Origin of the sequence: Pseudomonas sp. CROZ-RG-20F-R04-15 (assembly GCF_022662375.1) — a bacterium.
Taxonomy (GTDB): Bacteria; Pseudomonadota; Gammaproteobacteria; order Pseudomonadales; family Pseudomonadaceae; genus Aquipseudomonas.
Window position 1 is genome coordinate 152640 of sequence record NZ_JAKNQL010000012.1, and the last position, 16512, is coordinate 169151.

Sequence of the window (16512 nt, forward strand, 5' to 3'; positions counted from 1 at the left end):
CTTATTCTTCGCTGGTGTGCACTTTGCGGTGCAGGATCGCCTGGAATTCATCGGCGAAGGTGTAGTAGCGGCCCAGCAAGGTTTCGCTGCGAGCGGCGAAACGGTTGTAAGCGATGACCGCAGGGATCGCGGCGAACAGACCGATCGCGGTAGCGATCAGGGCTTCGGCGATACCCGGGGCTACGGTGGCCAGGGTCGCTTGCTGGGCGCTGGCCAGACCGCGGAAGGAGTTCATGATGCCCCATACGGTACCGAACAGACCGATGTACGGGCTGACCGAACCGACGGTGGCGAGAAACGGCAGGCTCTGCTCAAGCTTCTCTTCTTCGCGGGAGATGGCCACGCGCATGGCACGGGCCACGCCTTCCATTACCGCTTCAGGATCGACACCAGGCTGCTGACGCAGACGGGAAAACTCCTTGAAACCGGCACGGAAGATCTGCTCAACGCCCGAATCCGGATCCGGGTTGCTACCGGCCTGACGGTACAGTTTGGACAGATCGATACCCGACCAGAAGCGCTCTTCGAAGCTCTCCAGGGCGCGTCGACCGGCACGCAGCAGATTGCTGCGCTGAAAGATCATGATCCATGAGGTCACCGATGCGGCCACCAGAGTCAACATTACCAACTGCACCACGATGCTGGCATTGCTGACCAGGCTCCACATGGAGGAATGGTCGACGACGTTAGCTTCCACGCTTTATCTCCTGCTTTGAGTGTGTACCCGGGCCGACCGCGTCGGCGAAGGCCGCACGCAAGTCTTCGGGAAGGGCCCGGGGTTTCAAACTGTTAGTGCGCACACAGGCCACCAAAAACTGCCCCTCACAGAGCAGCACATTATCCGTTGCCCGCCTGACCTGCTGTTTGAAGCGCAGGCTGACCCGGTTCAATTCGATTACTTCAGCGCTTACCAGCAGTTCGTCGTCCAGTCGCGCCGGCGCGTGGTAACGCGCTTCGCTGGAGTGCACGACGAACAACAGATCCTCCCCTGCCAGCTGCGATTGGGCAAAGCCCAGCTCGCGAAGCCGCTCGGTTCGAGCCCGTTCCATAAACTTGAGGTAATTAACGTAATACACGATGCCGCCCGCATCGGTGTCCTCGTAATAAACGCGACAACGATGTGCGAACGGCTCAAGCCCGTTTTGCGCGCGCATACTCTAGTGCTTACTCCTCAGGTTGCCAATCCGGCCAGGCAACTGTTTTTCATGGTTTCAGAGCTTTACCGTAAAAGTACCGTCCTCTGACAGTACAAACCCTGAATAAATCGACAACAAATGTGTATTAGTCGTCCACGGCATCGAGAAACTCGTCTGCCACGGGCATTTCACCCATTCGTGACGGAATGTTTAAACCGAAATGCAGATACGCATGCCGCGTCACCACCCTGCCCCGTGGCGTGCGCATGATGTAACCCTGCTGGATAAGATACGGTTCCAGCACATCCTCAATGGTGTGCCGCTCTTCACTGATCGCAGCGGCGAGGCTGTCGATACCGACCGGACCACCGTCAAACTTCTCGATCATGGTCAGCAGCAGACGCCGGTCCTGATGATCGAAACCGTGTTCGTCGACATCCAGCAGGTTCAGCGCCAGATCCGCCACCGCTTTGGTGATGTGCCCTTTGGCACGCACTTCGGCGAAGTCGCGCACGCGGCGCAACAGACGGTTGGCGATTCGCGGCGTGCCACGGGCGCGACGAGCGATTTCGAAAGAGCCTTCCGGATCCAGTGGCAAACCGAGAATGGCCGCCGAACGGCTGACAATCGTCGCCAGATCGGCCGTGCTGTAGAACTCGAGACGCTGGACAATACCGAAGCGATCACGCAAGGGATTGGTCAGCATGCCCGCGCGGGTCGTTGCACCGACCAGCGTGAACGGCGGCAGATCGAGTTTGATCGAGCGCGCTGCCGGCCCTTCACCAATCATGATGTCGAGCTGGAAATCTTCCATCGCCGGGTACAGCACTTCCTCAACGATCGGCGACAGGCGATGGATTTCGTCGATAAACAGTACGTCGTGCGGCTCAAGATTGGTCAGCAATGCGGCCAGATCACCCGGGCGCTCCAGCACCGGGCCGGACGTGCTCTTGATCGACACGCCCATTTCCTGGGCAATGATATTGGCCAGCGTGGTCTTGCCCAGACCCGGCGGGCCGAAGATCAGCGTGTGGTCGAGGGATTCACTACGGCCACGGGCGGCCTGGATGAACAGTTCCATCTGCTCGCGCACCGTCGGCTGGCCAATATAGTCGGCCAGACTGACCGGACGAATCGCGCGGTCCTGGACTTCTTCGCGCTCGCGCGGACTGTGCGCGGCGGCGATCAGACGATCAGCTTCAATCACTTAAATCATTCCCTTCAGGGCGCGGCGGATCAGGTCTTCACTGCTCAAATTCTTGTCCTTGATGGCGGTAATCGCCTTGCTCGCTTCCTGCGGTTTGTAGCCCAGGGAAATCAGCGCGCTGACCGCATCGTTCTCGGCGGTATTGACCGGCGCCGGCCCGTCCGGCTGATTCGGCACCAGCGCGAACATGGCCGGCGAGGTTTCCCAGGCTTTGAAGCGGTCCTTCAACTCGACCAGCAGACGCTCAGCGGTTTTCTTGCCGACACCCGGCACCTTGGTCAGCGCCGAAGTGTCCTGGGATTGCACGCAGCGGATCAGTTCGTCGACTTCCAGACTCGACATCAACGCCAGGGCCAATTTCGGCCCGACACCATTGAGACGGATCAACTCGCGAAAAAAGTCTCGCTCACGCTTGCCGGCAAAACCATAGAGTAATTGCGCGTCTTCGCGTACGACCAAATGGGTGTGCAGGGTCAGCGGTTCACCGACCGACGGCAGGCGATAAAGGGTGGTCATGGGCACTTCCAGCTCATACCCGAGGCCGTTTACATCCAGAATCAGGTGCGGCGGCTGTTTCTCAGCCAGGGTGCCGCGCAAGCGTCCAATCACGTTTCAGATCCTTGAGCGTTGGCCAGCCGTGGGCTGGCGACTGTCGAAAGGCGGATTCCGGGCCGACGACCCAGGCGCAGGAACTCCGCTTTCAGGAAAATTGATGCTGATGCTATCAGAGACGCAGGCGCCCGCCACGACTGCGTGCCGTTCCCAAGCCGTGCGGCAGCAGACTGGAACGGGTGTGTGCATGGCAAATGGCGATGGCGAGGGCGTCCGAGGCATCGATTTGCGGTTTGCTGGTCAGCTTGAGCATATGCATGACCATCATCTGCACCTGCTCTTTATTGGCGGCGCCAGTGCCGACCACCGCCTGCTTGACCTGAGTGGCCGTGTACTCGGCGATCTCCAGACACTCTTCGGCGCCGGCAACAATCGCTGCGCCGCGCGCCTGCCCGAGCTTCAACGCCGAGTCGGCGTTCTTCGCCATGAACACCTTTTCGATGCCCATCGTCACCGGACCGTAAGTCTGGATGATTTCGCGCACGCCGCGATAGACAATCTGCAGACGCTCATGCAATTCGCCAGCACCTGTGCGAATACAGCCCGAGGCCACATAAATGCAGCCACCGCGCCCGGTATCGCGAACAATCCCGTAACCGGTGATACGCGAACCGGGGTCGATACCAAGAATTAAAGTCATAACGCCTGCAGATTCGGTAAAAGCACGATTTTCAAATCAACCCATAACAAATATGGGAGCGAGCCTGCTCGCGAAAGCGGTTTCATCATCAGCAACGATGTTGCCTGAAAATCCGCCTTCGCGAGCAGGCTCGCTCCCACATTGAATCGTAGTCGCTCTTAACCGAGCTGAGCGGCCACGTCTTCCGGAATGTCCGCGTTGGAGTAGACGTTCTGCACGTCATCCAGATCCTCAAGCATGTCGATCAGCTTGAGCACCTTTTCCGCGCCTTCCAGATCCAGCTCGGCGCTGGTGGTTGGCTGCATGACGATTTCCGCATCATCACCTTTGAAACCCGCAGCTTCCAGCGCGTTTCGCACCGCATAGAAACTGGTGAACGAAGTGAACACGTCGATCGAACCGTCTTCGTGTGCAACCACGTCATCGGCATCGGCTTCCAGCGCCGCTTCGGTCAGTGCGTCTTCATCGACGCCCGGCGCGAAGCTGATCTGGCCTTTGCGCTCGAACAGGTACGCCACCGAACCGTCGGTGCCGAGGTTGCCACCGCACTTGCTGAACGCATGGCGCACGGCTGCAGCGGTACGGTTGCGGTTGTCGGTCATGCACTCGACCAACACCGCTACGCCGCCCGGGCCGTAACCTTCGTAGGTCAGTTCTTCAACGTTGTCCGCTTCGGTGGCACCGGCGCCACGCGCGACGGCGCGGTCGATGATGTCGCGACTCATGTTCGCGCTCAGCGCTTTATCCAGCGCCAGACGCAAACGCGGGTTGGAGCCCGGATCACCGCCGCCCTGACGGGCCGCAACGGTCAGTTCGCGGATCCACTTGGTGAAGATCTTGCCCCTTTTGGCATCCTGACGTTCTTTGCGGTGCTTGATGTTCGCCCACTTGGAATGACCAGCCATAACTCGCTCCGAATTCTCTTTGAAACGTTGCCCGCCCTGCTCATGCAGCGGCCAGCAAACAAAAAAATCTCGACCTGCTCTCTATAGATAGAAAAAAGGCGCATCCGAAGATGCGCCTTCAGGCCCGTCTTACTCAGCCTTTGGCGTTTCGCGCAAACGAATGTGCAGCTCGCGCAGAGCCTTGGCATCCACCACACCCGGCGCTTGCGTCATCACGTCAGCAGCACTCTGGGTTTTCGGGAAAGCGATCACTTCACGGATCGACTGGGCGCCGGTCATCAGCATGACCAGACGGTCCAGACCGAAGGCCAGGCCACCGTGCGGCGGTGCACCGTACTTCAGGGCGTCGAGCAGGAAGCCGAACTTCTCTTCCTGTTCTGCTTCATTGATACCCAGAAGACGGAATACCGACTGTTGCATCTCTTTGCGGTGGATACGGATCGAACCGCCACCCAGCTCGGTACCGTTCAGCACCATGTCGTACGCGCGGGACAGAGCGCCGGCCGGGTTGGCTTCGAGCTCTTGCGGCGTGCACTTCGGCGCGGTGAACGGGTGGTGCAGCGCCGAGAAGCTGCCGTCATCGTTCTCTTCGAACATCGGGAAGTCGACAACCCACATTGGTGCCCACTCGCAGGTCAGCAGCTTGAGGTCGTGACCGAGCTTGATACGCAGCGCGCCCAGGGCTTCGCTGACGATCTTGGCCTTGTCGGCGCCGAAGAACACGATGTCGCCGTCAACTGCACCCACGCGATCGAGGATGGCGTTGAGGTTTTCCAGCGGGATGTTTTTCACGATCGGCGATTGCAGACCGTCAACACCGGCAGCGCGCTCGTTGACCTTGATGTACGCCAGGCCCTTGGCACCGTAGATGCCGACGAACTTGGTGTAATCGTCGATCTGCTTGCGTGGCATGCTCGCCCCGCCTGGAACGCGCAGAGCAGCGATACGGCATTTCGGATCGTTGGCCGGGCCGCTGAACACTTTGAAATCGACTTCTTTGAGTTGATCGGCAACGTCGACCAGTTCCAGCGGGTTACGCAGGTCAGGCTTGTCGGAACCGTAGCGGCGCATGGCTTCTTCGAAGGTCATGTGCGGGAAGTCACCGAATTCCAGACCCAGCACTTCCTTGAACAGGTTGCGGATCATTTCTTCGGTCAGGCCCATGATCTCTTTTTCATCGAGGAAGCTGGTCTCGATGTCGATCTGGGTGAATTCCGGCTGGCGGTCAGCGCGCAGGTCTTCGTCGCGGAAGCACTTGGCGATCTGGTAGTAACGGTCGAAACCGGCCACCATCAGCAGTTGCTTGAACAGCTGCGGCGATTGCGGCAGGGCAAAGAACGAACCGGCGTGGGTACGGCTCGGCACCAGATAGTCACGCGCACCTTCTGGGGTGGCACGGGTCAGAATTGGTGTTTCGACGTCGAGGAAGCCGTTTTCGTCGAGGAAGCGACGGATGCTGGTGGTCATGCGCGAACGCAGACGCAGCTTCTCGGCCATTTCCGGACGACGCAGGTCGAGGAAGCGATAACGCAGACGGGTTTCTTCGCCGACGTCGGAGAACTCGTTCAACGGGAACGGCGGAGTTTCCGACTCGTTCAGCACTTCCAGTTCGTAGCCCAGCACTTCGATCATGCCCGACGCCATGTTGGCGTTGGTGGCACCGGCCGGACGCAGACGCACCTTACCGGTGATCTTCACGACGTATTCGCTGCGCACGCGGTCGGCAGCGGCGAAGCTCTCGGCGCGATCCGGATCGAAAACCACCTGAGCGAGACCGTCACGATCACGGATATCGAGGAAAATCACCCCGCCGTGGTCGCGACGACGGTGAACCCATCCGCAAAGGGTAATTTCCTGACCTTCCAGGCTTTCGTTAAGTTGGCCGCAATAGTGGCTGCGCATCATGGTAGTGGTTCGCTTCTCGTAATTCGAAATTCGGTAGAGATCCCGTCGCACTCAAGCTGGGTGCGGCATCGGAAAACTCACGCGTGTCGTTCGACCTGGGCCTGAACCCTAGTCAGATTTGTCGCCACCGGCCAGGTTCTTCTTGGCGCCGGTCTTGAAATCGGTTTCGTACCAGCCGCCGCCGCTGAGGCGAAAACCCGGCATGGACAGCTGTTTCTTGAGCTCTGGCGCCTGGCAGGCAGGGCAGTCGACCAGCGGTGCAGCGCTGATCTTTTGAATGGCTTCCAACTGATGACCACAGGAAGCACATTGATAATCGTACATCGGCATGGGGGTGTCTCGGCGATCAGATTGCCACCGCGCGCAGGGCTTTGCGGCGAAAGAGCGGGATTATATCGATTAAATGCGGCCTGTGCAGCCGTAAGACTGCACAGGCCGCGACCTCGGTTGCAAACGCCGATTCAGAGCGAATCGGTCGTTGCCGCTTCCTTGATGCCGTTCATGACGCACACCACCCGCACAAGCGCGCTGAAATTCTTCACCCCGCCATGCCGCAGATGCACTTCACGATCGACGTGGGACAACAGCGAACTGACCGAACAGCAATTTTGCGCGGCCATCGTGCCGAGGATGTTCCAGTAAACCTGCTCAAGCCGCAGGCAGGTTGCATAACCGTTCAGACGTACGGATCGCGACGATGGCTGAACCAGCGCCATGTCAAATTCGTCGACGAACGGATCGACTTTCAATTCATGCGGCAAGCCGACAATCCTGTCGCCTCGCCTGTCTCCCTCTACCATATCGGTGACACTCCTTTGCCATCTCTGCTTGTTTGAAAAGTCACATCCTGTGGCTTTCATAAAAGCGCAGACACAAAGTTATATCCAGACGACTTATTGACCGTCACCGTAGGATAAGCCAACGACACAAGTAAGATTTCGGACAGCGCGCGAACCTCGACCTACCGACTGGCTCGCGCGCCCGGACGATTACGCTTCCAGCAACGCGCGCAGCATCCACGCGGTTTTCTCGTGAACCTGCATGCGCTGGGTCAGCAGGTCGGCGGTCGGTTCATCGCTGACCTTGTCGAGCAGCGGAAAAATGCCGCGCGCCGTGCGGGTCACGGCTTCCTGACCAGCGACCAGTTGCTTGATCATGTCTTCGGCACTTGGCACCCCGACCTCCTCCTTGATGGAAGAAAGGCGAGCGTACGTGGCATAGGCGCCCGGTGCCGGAAAGCCCAGTGCACGAATACGCTCGGCGATCGAGTCCACGGCCAGCGCCAGCTCGTTGTATTGCTCTTCGAACATCAAGTGCAGCGTGCGAAACATCGGGCCGGTGACGTTCCAGTGGAAGTTGTGGGTTTTCAGATACAGCACGTAGGTGTCCGACAACAGACGGGATAGTCCTTCGACGATGGACTTGCGATCTTCTTCACTGATACCGATATCGATTGCCATGTTTACCCCCTAACGGCGATTGAATTCATCCAACAGGTGCAGACCCACTCTAGCAAGGCAACCGACACCCCGCAGCCCTGATTGGCTGCAAACGCTGCGACAAATCGACCGAGGCCATGCCGCCGGCCGGGCTGATTTGAGTAGCCGCAGGCTTTGCTGTTAAATAGGCAGTGTGTCGCCATGCCCCATTTTTCGGGGCGTTGCGCATAGGCTGATGCCGTGAACGTGTCCACCGCCTCTTATTTTGTTCCGAAGCGAACCGTGCGCCTTCAGCTCTTCCTTGTGAGCCGTCATAAACGTGAGCCAATCAAAATGTTGAAAATCGTCCACCTGCTAATGGGCGCAGCGGCCTTGCTGCTGTCGTTCATACCCAGCTTGAAATCCGAAGCCGTTCCCTACCTGCAACAACCCGACGCACTTTACCTGGCCTTTTTCGGCCTGCTGAACCTGGTGATTGCCCCAGTGATTCCTTACTGGAACAAAGGCCCTCGTCAGCATCTGCAAAACCTCGTCAGCGCTCTTCTGGTGCTGACCGTCGTCCTGCAAACCCTGACCCTGATCGCGCCGATGCCCGTCATCGCCGGCCAGCCAGCCGTGTTGTTCACCCTGGTGATCGCACTGGTTGCCGTGGTTCTGCACCTGGCCGTCAGCTTCTATCGTTCTTCGCCTGCTGCCGCTCCAACCAGCTATGACATGACCAATCGTGATACCGGCACCGTCAAGTGGTTCAACACCTCCAAAGGCTTCGGCTTTATCTCCCGGGATTCCGGCGATGATATTTTCGTGCACTTTCGTGCGATCCGTGGCGAAGGCCACCGTGTACTGGTCGAAGGCCAGCGCGTGGAGTTCTCGGTAATGAACCGCGACAAAGGCCTGCAAGCCGAGGACGTGATCGCCGCTCTGCCGCGACGCTGATCCAGGCATAAAAAAACCGCGAGCAGTCTGCTGTTCGCGGTTTTTTTACGCCTGATGAAAAGTGTCCGCCTCAGTAATGAGGCGGTGGCGCCTCATCCTCAAAGGATTCGAACTGGCCGACCATTTCTTCCTGGCGCTTGAGCAGTGCGGCCATCTGCAATTGCAGGCGCTCGACTACGCGCTGTTGGGCCACCAGTACGTCGTTCAACGCCTGAATGGTGTCATCCTGAAACGCCAGACGGCTTTCCAGATCGGTAACGCGATCTTCCAGGCTCATGACTCAGCCCTCCAAAAAAGTGAAATGCTCAGTCAGGACCAGACGCAACCGTTCGCGAATGGTGGCGACCTGCTCGGCACTGTAAGGCCTGGCCGGGTGTTTGCCCCAGACCGGCGCAGGCCAGGCCGCGTCATCGCGCTTACGCACAATCACATGCATGTGCATCTGGCTGACAACGTTACCCAAGGTCGCGACGTTCATCTTGTCAGCGTCAAACAAATCCTTGAGCAACTCAGCCAGCGCGGTGGTTTCCTGCCACAACTGCTGTTGATCGGCGACATCCAACTGAAACAACTCACTGATATCGTCGCGACGAGGCACCAGGATAAACCACGGGTAGTTGGCGTCATTGGACAGCAGCAGTCGGCAGAGAGGGAAATCACCGATGGTCAGCGTGTCCTGTTGAAGTCGTGAATCTAAAGCAAACACTACGCGCACTCCCGGCTGATCTTCATTATTCAGCTTAGCGACGATCCTTTATGGACAGCGCACCAAGCGACAGGACGGCAGCATACCTGCGAATGCGTCAGCCTTCACGACGACGGTCAACCCCGTCGCCCTGCCAACGCCCCGAGATGTGACATTTGCGAGCGCGACGCACCAGCACGGAACCAACATCGATGTTCAGCTCGACAAAATGACCGATAGCCTCAGCGACGCTCAGCGACATGGCCCGTGCAAGCTGTATGAATTCAGAACAGCTGTAAATTTTTTTGCACCAAAACCGCACAGTGCGTCTACGCTCACTGCGTCGGGCATCCGCCAAATACTCACTGGAGGGGTGAACCGGTAACGTTTTTGGTTGTCACGCGCGCTTTTCTGCGAGGCAACACCATAGGAGAAATGGCGTCAAGCACTGAAAAAATCAGGCTTGAAGCCCAGCTTTCACGAGGTTTTCACAAGCGCAGGCGGGTGTTCAGAAAAATAACCGCAACGAAATTGCGGTTTGTGCACGCTTGTTGCATTCGTACCCATATGGACTATAAGCGCACCACTGGAAGTGGATGCCTTAAGCCCCATAAGAACAGTGGCAGGGTTGCCCGATGGAGATTCAAGTGTTTTGCCAGGGACTCTTTTTTACCGATGCAAAAAGGCCCAGAAACAGCGATAAAGTTGTCAGTCCGGCTGCATTGGTACTGTGAATTTGCGACCTCCACCACGCCATTTGCGACACTGTCGTAAAGAAGCTGAAAGGTTGGATTAGCAAGTATCGCCAACATTGTCGGCGTGATATAAGTTTGCGCCGACACAAAAAGAAAGAGCCGCCCAGATAATAAAACAGGTGGGACGGCAGTACTCTTCTAAAACCAAAGGAGCAAATCACGATGCGCGTGATGAAGTGGAGCATGATCGCACTGGCAGTTGCTGCAGCCGCCAGTACTCAAGTGGCTACGGCCGCCCCGTTTGTAAGTGACCAGTCTGAAGCCAAAGGTTTTGTTGAAGACGCGAAACTCACCGAGACGTTGAAGAACTACTACTTCAACCGCGACAACAAGAACGGCGGCCATGACCAGAAAGACTGGACTCAGGGCTTCCTGGGCAACTTCACCTCCGGGTACACCCAAGGTACCGTTGGTGTTGGTATTGATGCATTCGGTTACCTGGCCTTGAAACTCGATGGCGGTGACGGCACTTCCGGTTCGGGCAACATGAGCCGTAGCGACACCATCAAGGCCAACGGTTATTCCCGCGACGTCAATGACAGTCAGGGCAAAGCCGGCGCAGCCATCAAGTTCCGCGTATCCAAAACCGAGTTGAAAGTCGGCGATATGCAGCCAAGCACTGCACCAGTTTTCGCTGTTGGCGGTTCCCGCATCCTTCCACAAACTGCCAGTGGCTTCCAACTGCAAAGCAGCGAAGTCAAAGACCTCGACCTCGAGGCGGGTCACTTCTACTCGGCTACCAGCCAGGACAAAAACGCCCGTGATGGCGAGCTGTGGGCCACTTATGCTGGCGTCAAGGCTGACTCCATCGACTACTTCGGCGGCAAGTACGGCATCACTGACAATCTTTCCGCTTCGCTGTATGGCGCCAAGCTGGAAGACATCTGGAACCAGTACTACGCCAACCTGAACTACACCATCCCGATGGGTGGCGACGAGTCTTTGAACCTGGACGGTAACATCTACCGCACCACCGACACCGGTCGTGCTGAAGCAGGCGAGATCAGCAACACTGCGTTCTCCCTGGCTGCTGCGTTCTCGTTCCTGAAAGCTCACACCTTCACCCTCGCCTTCCAGAAGGTCAACGGTGACACTCCGTTTGACTACATCGGTGTCGGCGGCCACGGTCCTTCGAACCGCGGTGGTGACTCGATCTTCCTCGCCAACTCCATCCAGTACTCTGACTTCAACGGTCCTGGCGAGAAATCCGTTCAAGCCCGTTACGACCTGAAAATGGCTGAGTATGGCGTTCCTGGCCTGAGCTTCATGGTCCGTTACGTCAATGGCTGGAACATCGACGGCACCAATACTCCGACCGTCAGTTCTTATACCGGCGCTTACGGTGAAGACGGCAAACATCACGAAACCAACTTTGAAGCCAAGTACGTTGTTCAAAGCGGCCCGGCAAAAGACCTGTCTTTCCGTATTCGCCAAGCGTGGCACACAGCTAACGCTGACGAAGGCGAAGGCGATGTCAAAGAGTTCCGTCTGATCACCGAATACCCACTGAACATCTTGTAATCGTCAGTGGTTAGTTTGGAAGCATAAAAAAAGGCCCATCTTGCGATGGGCCTTTTTTATTGCCTGTCACTTGCAATAGTTGCCTGACCGACAAGTCAGGCAACTAATTAGCAACCTATCATTGTGTGGCCGATTCCTGCACCACACGAATCACCCGCTGTGGGAAAGGGATATCAATCCCTGCAGTCTTTAAACGATCACGCGACTGTTCGTTAAACATGAACATCACGTCCCAGTAATCTGCAGTTTTGACCCATACACGCAGGGAAACAGTGATCGAACTGTCGCCCAAGGTCGAAATCACGGCCTGTGGCGCCGGATCCTGCAACACACGCTCATCCTTGGCCAGATCCAGCAGCACCTGACGGGCCTTCTGCAGATCGGCTTCGTAATCAACGCCTACATCAAACACAACCTTGCGAGTCGGCTGACGGTTGGTGTTGGTAATGATGCCGTTCGACAGGTTGCCGTTTGGCACGATGATGGTTTTGTTGTCGCCAGTACGCAGCACGGTGTGGAAAATCTGGATGCTGTCGACTGTACCCGACACACCTTGCGCTTCGATCCAGTCACCGATACGGAACGGACGGAACAGCAGAATCAACACGCCGCCGGCGAAGTTCGCCAGGCTGCCTTGCAAGGCCAGACCGATCGCCAGACCGGCAGCACCGATCGCAGCAACAAACGAGGTAGTTTCAACACCGATCATCGACGCGACGCTGACGATCAGCAACACCTTGAGAATGATGTTCGCCAGGCTGCTGATAAAGCCTTGCAGCGCCAGATCGGCGTTGCGCAGGGCCAGCAGACCACCGAGCTTTTGCGTGACCTTGTTGATCAACCACCAGCCGATGGCCAGGGTAATCACTGCCAGCAGCACACGGCTGCCGTACTCCATGATCATCGGGATCCACGCCTGGGATGCCTTGACCAGGTTGTCCACCTCAGCATTCAAATCCATGTTCTATCTCCTGATTTCCGGCCATTCGGCACGCGAAAAATAAGCGGCAGAAACCCGCCGGATGTACACAAAACAATGTGGGAGCGAGCCTGCTCGCGAAGGCGCCGTGTCATTCAGCAATGAGTTGACTGACACACCGCCTTCGCGAGCAGGCTCGCTCCCACAGGTCATCTGACCGAGTTTAGTCGCGGAAGTTGTTGAACTGCAGTGGCATGCCGAACTCTTTGGCCCGCAGTGCCGCGATGGCCTCTTGCAGGTCATCACGCTTCTTGCCGGTCACGCGCACTTGCTCGCCCTGAATGGCGGCCTGTACTTTGAGTTTGGCGTCCTTGATGTGGCCGACGATCTTCTTCGCCAGCTCCTTGTCGATGCCTTCCTTGAGCACGGCGTCCTGCTTCATCAGCTTGCCCGAAGCGTACGCGTCTTTGACTTCAAGGCACTGTACGTCGATCTTGCGCTTGACCAGTGCCAGCTTGAGGATTTCGATCATCGCTTCGAGCTGGAACCCGGCTTCAGCGGTGAGGCTGACGGTCAGGTCTTTTTCCTTGAACTCGAAGCTGCCTTTGCCTTTCAGGTCATAACGACGATCGAGTTCCTTCACGGCGTTCTCGACCGCGTTGGTGAGTTCGTGTTTGTCCAGTTCGGATACCACGTCGAACGACGGCATGTAATCTCTCCAATAAAAAGGCGCGCTCGATGTGGATGGAGCGCGCTTGGCTTGCGGTTAAAATCGGGCTCATTATAACGGGTCTTTTCCCACCGACACGGCGAGCCGCACATGCCTGTACGCAATCGAGCAAAAAACTGATGTCCACCCCCTGGCATGTTCTCGGCGCCGGCAGTCTCGGCACACTGTGGGCCACACGTCTGGCTCGCGCCGGCCTGCCGGTCAGACTGATCGTGCGTGATGCCGAACGCTTGCAAAGCTATCAGGCTGCGGGCGGCTTGACGCTGGTGGAGCAAGGTGTGGCGAGCAGCTATGCGGTTTCCGGCGAAACGCCCGACAGCCCTGAGCCGATCCGCCGTTTGCTGGTGGCGTGCAAGGCCTACGACGCCGAAAGCGCCGTCGCCCGCCTCGCCCCACGGCTGACTGCGGACGCCGAACTGATCCTCCTGCAAAACGGCCTCGGCAGTCAGGACGCCGTCGCCAACCGTGTGCCGCTGGCACGCTGCATCAGCGCTTCGAGTACCGAGGGTGCCTTCCGCGATGGCGACTGGCGTGTGGTGTTCGCCGGTCACGGTTTTACCTGGCTGGGCGATGCCGGGCATCCGGTCGCGCCGATCTGGCTGGATGATCTCGACGCCGCGAAAATCCCCCACGAGTGGAGCACCGATATCCTCACCCGGTTATGGCGAAAACTCGCGCTCAACTGTGCGATCAATCCGCTGACCGTGCTGCACAACTGCCGCAACGGCGGATTGCAGGAACATCACTGCGAAGTCGCCACGCTGTGCGACGAGCTGGCCGAACTGCTGGAGCGCTGCGGCCAACCGGCTGCAGCAGAAAACCTGCAACAGGAAGTCCAAAGGGTCATCCATGCTACCGCCGCCAATTACTCATCGATGTATCAGGACGTCGCCAATCAACGCCGCACGGAAATCAGCTATCTATTGGGCCACGCCTGCAAAGTCGCCGCGCGCCATCAGCTGAACCTGCCGCACCTCAAGCAATTGCAGCAACGACTGATCACGCATCTGCACAGCCTCGGATTGCCCAGCGACTGAGCAGCGGCTACGCTGGCCACTTGTTCCTTTGCTGCGATAAACCTGATGCCATTGCGCCAGCGTCTCGAAAACCTGCCGGTCGGCCAGAAACTGCTGGCCGCCCTGCTGGTGCTGTTGACCACTGTTCTGCTGGTCGCCAACCTGACCTTTATCAGCGCCGCCTATTACATCTCTCAGGAAAGCATGGCACCGCAGGCCTTGCAGACCATCGGCCGGCTGATTTCCAACCCGAGTCTGGTCAGCGAAGCCCTGCAGTCACCGCAAAGCGCCGAGCGCCTGCTGAAAGAACTCGACAGTTATTCACCACTGCGCGCCGCCGCGTTGTATGACGGCAAGGGTGAACGCCTGGCGCAAGTCCAGCGCGGCGACAAACTCAACCTGCCGGAACGCTATCGGCATATCGAAGCCTGGCAACTGACCGAATTTCGCAGTAACCAGTTGATCACCCTGCCCCGCCCCGGCACGGCGCCGGGCCATCTGTTGCTGGTCGCCAGCAGCGAGCTGCCAATGGCGTTCTACACCGGCACGTTGACTGCTAGCCTCGGCATTCTGATTTTCAGTGTGTTGCTGTGGCTGGTGATTGCCCGGCAGATCAAACGCCTGATTACCCGGCCGATCCATCAACTGGAAGAGCTGTCGCGTCAGGTGACCCGGGAAGAAAACTACGCACTGCGTGCCTCGCGCGGCAATCACGACGAAATCGGCAGTCTCGCCGAGGCGTTCAACACCATGCTGTCGCGCATCGAAGCCCGCGAGCAGCAACTCAAGCGTGCCCGCGACGACTCGCAAGCCGCTTACGATCAGGCGCAGGGTCTGGCCGAGGAAACCCGCCACACCAACCGCAAACTGGAACTGGAAGTACAGGTGCGCAGCAAGATCGAAAAGAAGCTCACCGGTTTCCAGAACTACCTCAACAGCATCATCGACTCGATGCCCTCGGCGCTGATCGCCCTCGACGAGCAACTTTACGTCACCCAATGGAACCAGGAGGCCAGCGCCCTTTCCGGCACGCGGCTGGACGAAGCGCTGAACCAGCCGATTTTCCTCGCCTTCGAACCGCTCAAGCCATTCCTGCCGCAACTCAAGCAGACCGTCGAACAACACACGGTGGCGAAAATCGAGCGAGTAACGTGGTTCAAGGATGAAGAACCGAAGCATTACGCGCTGACCTTCTATCCATTGATGGGCGGTGCCGGGCGCGGCGTGGTAATCCGCATCGACGACATCACCCAACGACTGTCGCTGGAAGAAATGATGGTGCAGTCGGAAAAAATGCTTTCGGTCGGTGGCCTTGCCGCCGGCATGGCTCATGAAATCAACAACCCGTTAGGGGCGATCCTGCACAACGTGCAGAATATCCGGCGACGCCTGTCCGCCGATCTGCCGAAGAACCTCGAAACCGCCGAGCAACTGGGCATCGAACTGGACACGGTGAACCGCTACCTGCAGGGCCGCGAAGTGCCGCAACTGCTCGACGGCATCCAACAGGCCGGCGCCCGCGCGGCGAAAATCGTCACGCACATGCTCAGCTTCAGCCGTCGCAGCACCCGACAAATGGCGCCGTGCGACTTACCGGCACTGATCGACCAAGCCGTGGACATCGCCGGCAACGACTTCGATCTGGCCATCGGCTTCGACTTCAAGGGCCAGGCGATTATTCGCCAGTTCGACCCGGCGCTAGGGCCGGTGCCGGGCACCGCCAACGAACTCGAGCAAGTACTGCTCAACCTGTTAAAAAATGCCGCCCAAGCCATTCACCAGCGTGAAGGCGATAGCGAGCCGGGCCGGATCATCCTGCGCACCAGGCTCAATCCGCCGTGGGCTGAAATTCAGGTCGAGGACAACGGCATCGGCATGAGCGAGAGCGTGCGCAAACGCACCTTCGAGCCGTTCTTCACCACCAAGGAAATCGGCCAGGGCACCGGGCTTGGCTTGTCGGTGTCGTACTTCATCATCACCAACAATCACAAAGGACAGATGGAGGTGCAGTCAGCACCGGGCCAAGGCACCTGTTTCACCTTGCGCCTGCCGTTGACGCAACCGCTGCCCATCGCTGCCGAAACCAATCAATTATCGAGGTAAACC

At 58.1% G+C, this 16512-nt stretch carries 18 protein-coding genes; 4 read left to right on the forward strand and 14 right to left on the reverse strand.

What is annotated here, in order from left to right; all coding sequences use genetic code 11:
* Nucleotide 1 precedes the first annotated feature (1 nt).
* The 10 genes from tolQ to L8H52_RS19030 form a co-directional block, all read right to left on the reverse strand.
* On the reverse strand, nucleotides 2-697 hold the full coding sequence (gene tolQ, locus L8H52_RS18985; RefSeq protein ID WP_008080223.1) for a protein TolQ: 696 nt from the start codon (nucleotides 695-697) through the stop codon (nucleotides 2-4).
* Nucleotides 687-1154, reverse strand: coding sequence for a tol-pal system-associated acyl-CoA thioesterase (gene ybgC, locus L8H52_RS18990; RefSeq protein ID WP_064391775.1), 468 nt, complete (start codon nucleotides 1152-1154; stop codon nucleotides 687-689). The genes tolQ and ybgC overlap by 11 nt, the downstream gene beginning before the upstream one ends.
* A 127-nt stretch (nucleotides 1155-1281) precedes the next feature.
* A complete protein-coding gene (gene ruvB / locus L8H52_RS18995; protein ID WP_016983825.1) occupies nucleotides 1282-2343 on the reverse strand; it encodes a Holliday junction branch migration DNA helicase RuvB in 1062 nt (353 codons plus the stop codon).
* On the reverse strand, nucleotides 2344-2952 hold the full coding sequence (ruvA, locus tag L8H52_RS19000) for a Holliday junction branch migration protein RuvA (protein ID WP_003227522.1): 609 nt from the start codon (nucleotides 2950-2952) through the stop codon (nucleotides 2344-2346).
* A 115-nt stretch (nucleotides 2953-3067) separates the two neighbouring features.
* Nucleotides 3068-3595 (reverse strand): crossover junction endodeoxyribonuclease RuvC, encoded by a 528-nt coding sequence (ruvC, locus tag L8H52_RS19005; protein WP_007962095.1) that lies wholly within the window; start codon nucleotides 3593-3595, stop codon nucleotides 3068-3070.
* A 158-nt stretch (nucleotides 3596-3753) separates the two neighbouring features.
* Nucleotides 3754-4500 (reverse strand): YebC/PmpR family DNA-binding transcriptional regulator, encoded by a 747-nt coding sequence (locus tag L8H52_RS19010; protein WP_016983823.1) that lies wholly within the window; start codon nucleotides 4498-4500, stop codon nucleotides 3754-3756.
* A 129-nt stretch (nucleotides 4501-4629) separates the two neighbouring features.
* Entirely contained in the window at nucleotides 4630-6405 is a 1776-nt protein-coding gene (aspS, locus tag L8H52_RS19015; protein ID WP_016983822.1) for an aspartate--tRNA ligase, read from the reverse strand.
* 108 nt (nucleotides 6406-6513) lie between these two features.
* Nucleotides 6514-6735, reverse strand: a complete 222-nt coding sequence (locus tag L8H52_RS19020) for a zinc ribbon domain-containing protein (RefSeq protein WP_242208173.1) — start codon at nucleotides 6733-6735, stop codon at nucleotides 6514-6516.
* A 131-nt stretch (nucleotides 6736-6866) separates the two neighbouring features.
* Nucleotides 6867-7205: a ribbon-helix-helix domain-containing protein gene (locus L8H52_RS19025; protein ID WP_242208172.1), complete on the reverse strand. Its 339-nt coding sequence runs from the start codon at nucleotides 7203-7205 to the stop codon at nucleotides 6867-6869.
* 189 nt (nucleotides 7206-7394) lie between these two features.
* Nucleotides 7395-7865 carry a Dps family protein gene (locus L8H52_RS19030; protein WP_187679770.1) on the reverse strand — a complete coding sequence of 157 codons (471 nt, stop codon included), beginning with the start codon at nucleotides 7863-7865 and terminating at the stop codon, nucleotides 7395-7397.
* Between the two features lie 312 nt (nucleotides 7866-8177).
* Here L8H52_RS19030 and L8H52_RS30450 point away from each other — a divergent pair, with 312 nt between their 5' ends.
* Nucleotides 8178-8780, forward strand: a complete 603-nt coding sequence (locus tag L8H52_RS30450) for a cold-shock protein (protein WP_008080216.1) — start codon at nucleotides 8178-8180, stop codon at nucleotides 8778-8780.
* 70 nt (nucleotides 8781-8850) lie between these two features.
* On the opposite strand, the gene L8H52_RS19040 is transcribed toward L8H52_RS30450, so the two are convergent.
* Together L8H52_RS19040 and L8H52_RS19045 are read right to left on the reverse strand one after the other, a co-directional pair.
* Complete coding sequence (locus L8H52_RS19040) at nucleotides 8851-9057, reverse strand: SlyX family protein (protein WP_034153424.1); 207 nt, start codon at nucleotides 9055-9057, stop codon at nucleotides 8851-8853.
* A gap of 3 nt (nucleotides 9058-9060) precedes the next feature.
* A complete protein-coding gene (locus L8H52_RS19045) occupies nucleotides 9061-9486 on the reverse strand; it encodes an HIT domain-containing protein (RefSeq protein WP_242208171.1) in 426 nt (141 codons plus the stop codon).
* 896 nt (nucleotides 9487-10382) lie between these two features.
* Between L8H52_RS19045 and L8H52_RS19050 the strand changes: the two genes are divergently transcribed.
* Nucleotides 10383-11741, forward strand: coding sequence for an OprD family porin (locus L8H52_RS19050; RefSeq protein WP_242208170.1), 1359 nt, complete (start codon nucleotides 10383-10385; stop codon nucleotides 11739-11741).
* A gap of 118 nt (nucleotides 11742-11859) precedes the next feature.
* On the opposite strand, the gene L8H52_RS19055 is transcribed toward L8H52_RS19050, so the two are convergent.
* Together L8H52_RS19055 and L8H52_RS19060 are read right to left on the reverse strand one after the other, a co-directional pair.
* Nucleotides 11860-12702, reverse strand: a complete 843-nt coding sequence (locus L8H52_RS19055; protein ID WP_034153426.1) for a mechanosensitive ion channel family protein — start codon at nucleotides 12700-12702, stop codon at nucleotides 11860-11862.
* Between the two features lie 181 nt (nucleotides 12703-12883).
* Nucleotides 12884-13369 (reverse strand): YajQ family cyclic di-GMP-binding protein, encoded by a 486-nt coding sequence (locus L8H52_RS19060; protein ID WP_007912755.1) that lies wholly within the window; start codon nucleotides 13367-13369, stop codon nucleotides 12884-12886.
* A gap of 140 nt (nucleotides 13370-13509) precedes the next feature.
* Here L8H52_RS19060 and L8H52_RS19065 point away from each other — a divergent pair, with 140 nt between their 5' ends.
* Nucleotides 13510-14427: a putative 2-dehydropantoate 2-reductase gene (locus L8H52_RS19065; protein WP_242208169.1), complete on the forward strand. Its 918-nt coding sequence runs from the start codon at nucleotides 13510-13512 to the stop codon at nucleotides 14425-14427.
* A gap of 45 nt (nucleotides 14428-14472) precedes the next feature.
* Nucleotides 14473-16509, forward strand: a complete 2037-nt coding sequence (locus L8H52_RS19070) for a HAMP domain-containing sensor histidine kinase (protein ID WP_242208168.1) — start codon at nucleotides 14473-14475, stop codon at nucleotides 16507-16509.
* Nucleotides 16510-16512: the final 3 nt, after the last annotated feature.

Excerpts from the sequence above, each read along its gene's own strand:
- aspS (WP_016983822.1), bottom strand. The coding sequence starts at position 6,405 with ATGATGCGCAGCCACTATTGCGGCCAACTTAACGAAAGCCTGGAAGGT.
- L8H52_RS19020 (WP_242208173.1), bottom strand. The coding sequence starts at position 6,735 with ATGCCGATGTACGATTATCAATGTGCTTCCTGTGGTCATCAGTTGGAA.
- L8H52_RS19070 (WP_242208168.1), top strand. The coding sequence starts at position 14,473 with ATGCCATTGCGCCAGCGTCTCGAAAACCTGCCGGTCGGCCAGAAACTG.
- L8H52_RS19040 (WP_034153424.1), bottom strand. The coding sequence starts at position 9,057 with ATGAGCCTGGAAGATCGCGTTACCGATCTGGAAAGCCGTCTGGCGTTT.
- L8H52_RS19060 (WP_007912755.1), bottom strand. The coding sequence starts at position 13,369 with ATGCCGTCGTTCGACGTGGTATCCGAACTGGACAAACACGAACTCACC.
- L8H52_RS19050 (WP_242208170.1), top strand. The coding sequence starts at position 10,383 with ATGCGCGTGATGAAGTGGAGCATGATCGCACTGGCAGTTGCTGCAGCC.
- L8H52_RS19030 (WP_187679770.1), bottom strand. The coding sequence starts at position 7,865 with ATGGCAATCGATATCGGTATCAGTGAAGAAGATCGCAAGTCCATCGTC.
- ybgC (WP_064391775.1), bottom strand. The coding sequence starts at position 1,154 with ATGCGCGCGCAAAACGGGCTTGAGCCGTTCGCACATCGTTGTCGCGTT.
- L8H52_RS19025 (WP_242208172.1), bottom strand. The coding sequence starts at position 7,205 with ATGGTAGAGGGAGACAGGCGAGGCGACAGGATTGTCGGCTTGCCGCAT.
- ruvC (WP_007962095.1), bottom strand. The coding sequence starts at position 3,595 with ATGACTTTAATTCTTGGTATCGACCCCGGTTCGCGTATCACCGGTTAC.
- L8H52_RS19065 (WP_242208169.1), top strand. The coding sequence starts at position 13,510 with ATGTCCACCCCCTGGCATGTTCTCGGCGCCGGCAGTCTCGGCACACTG.
- L8H52_RS19010 (WP_016983823.1), bottom strand. The coding sequence starts at position 4,500 with ATGGCTGGTCATTCCAAGTGGGCGAACATCAAGCACCGCAAAGAACGT.
- L8H52_RS30450 (WP_008080216.1), top strand. The coding sequence starts at position 8,178 with ATGTTGAAAATCGTCCACCTGCTAATGGGCGCAGCGGCCTTGCTGCTG.
- L8H52_RS19055 (WP_034153426.1), bottom strand. The coding sequence starts at position 12,702 with ATGGATTTGAATGCTGAGGTGGACAACCTGGTCAAGGCATCCCAGGCG.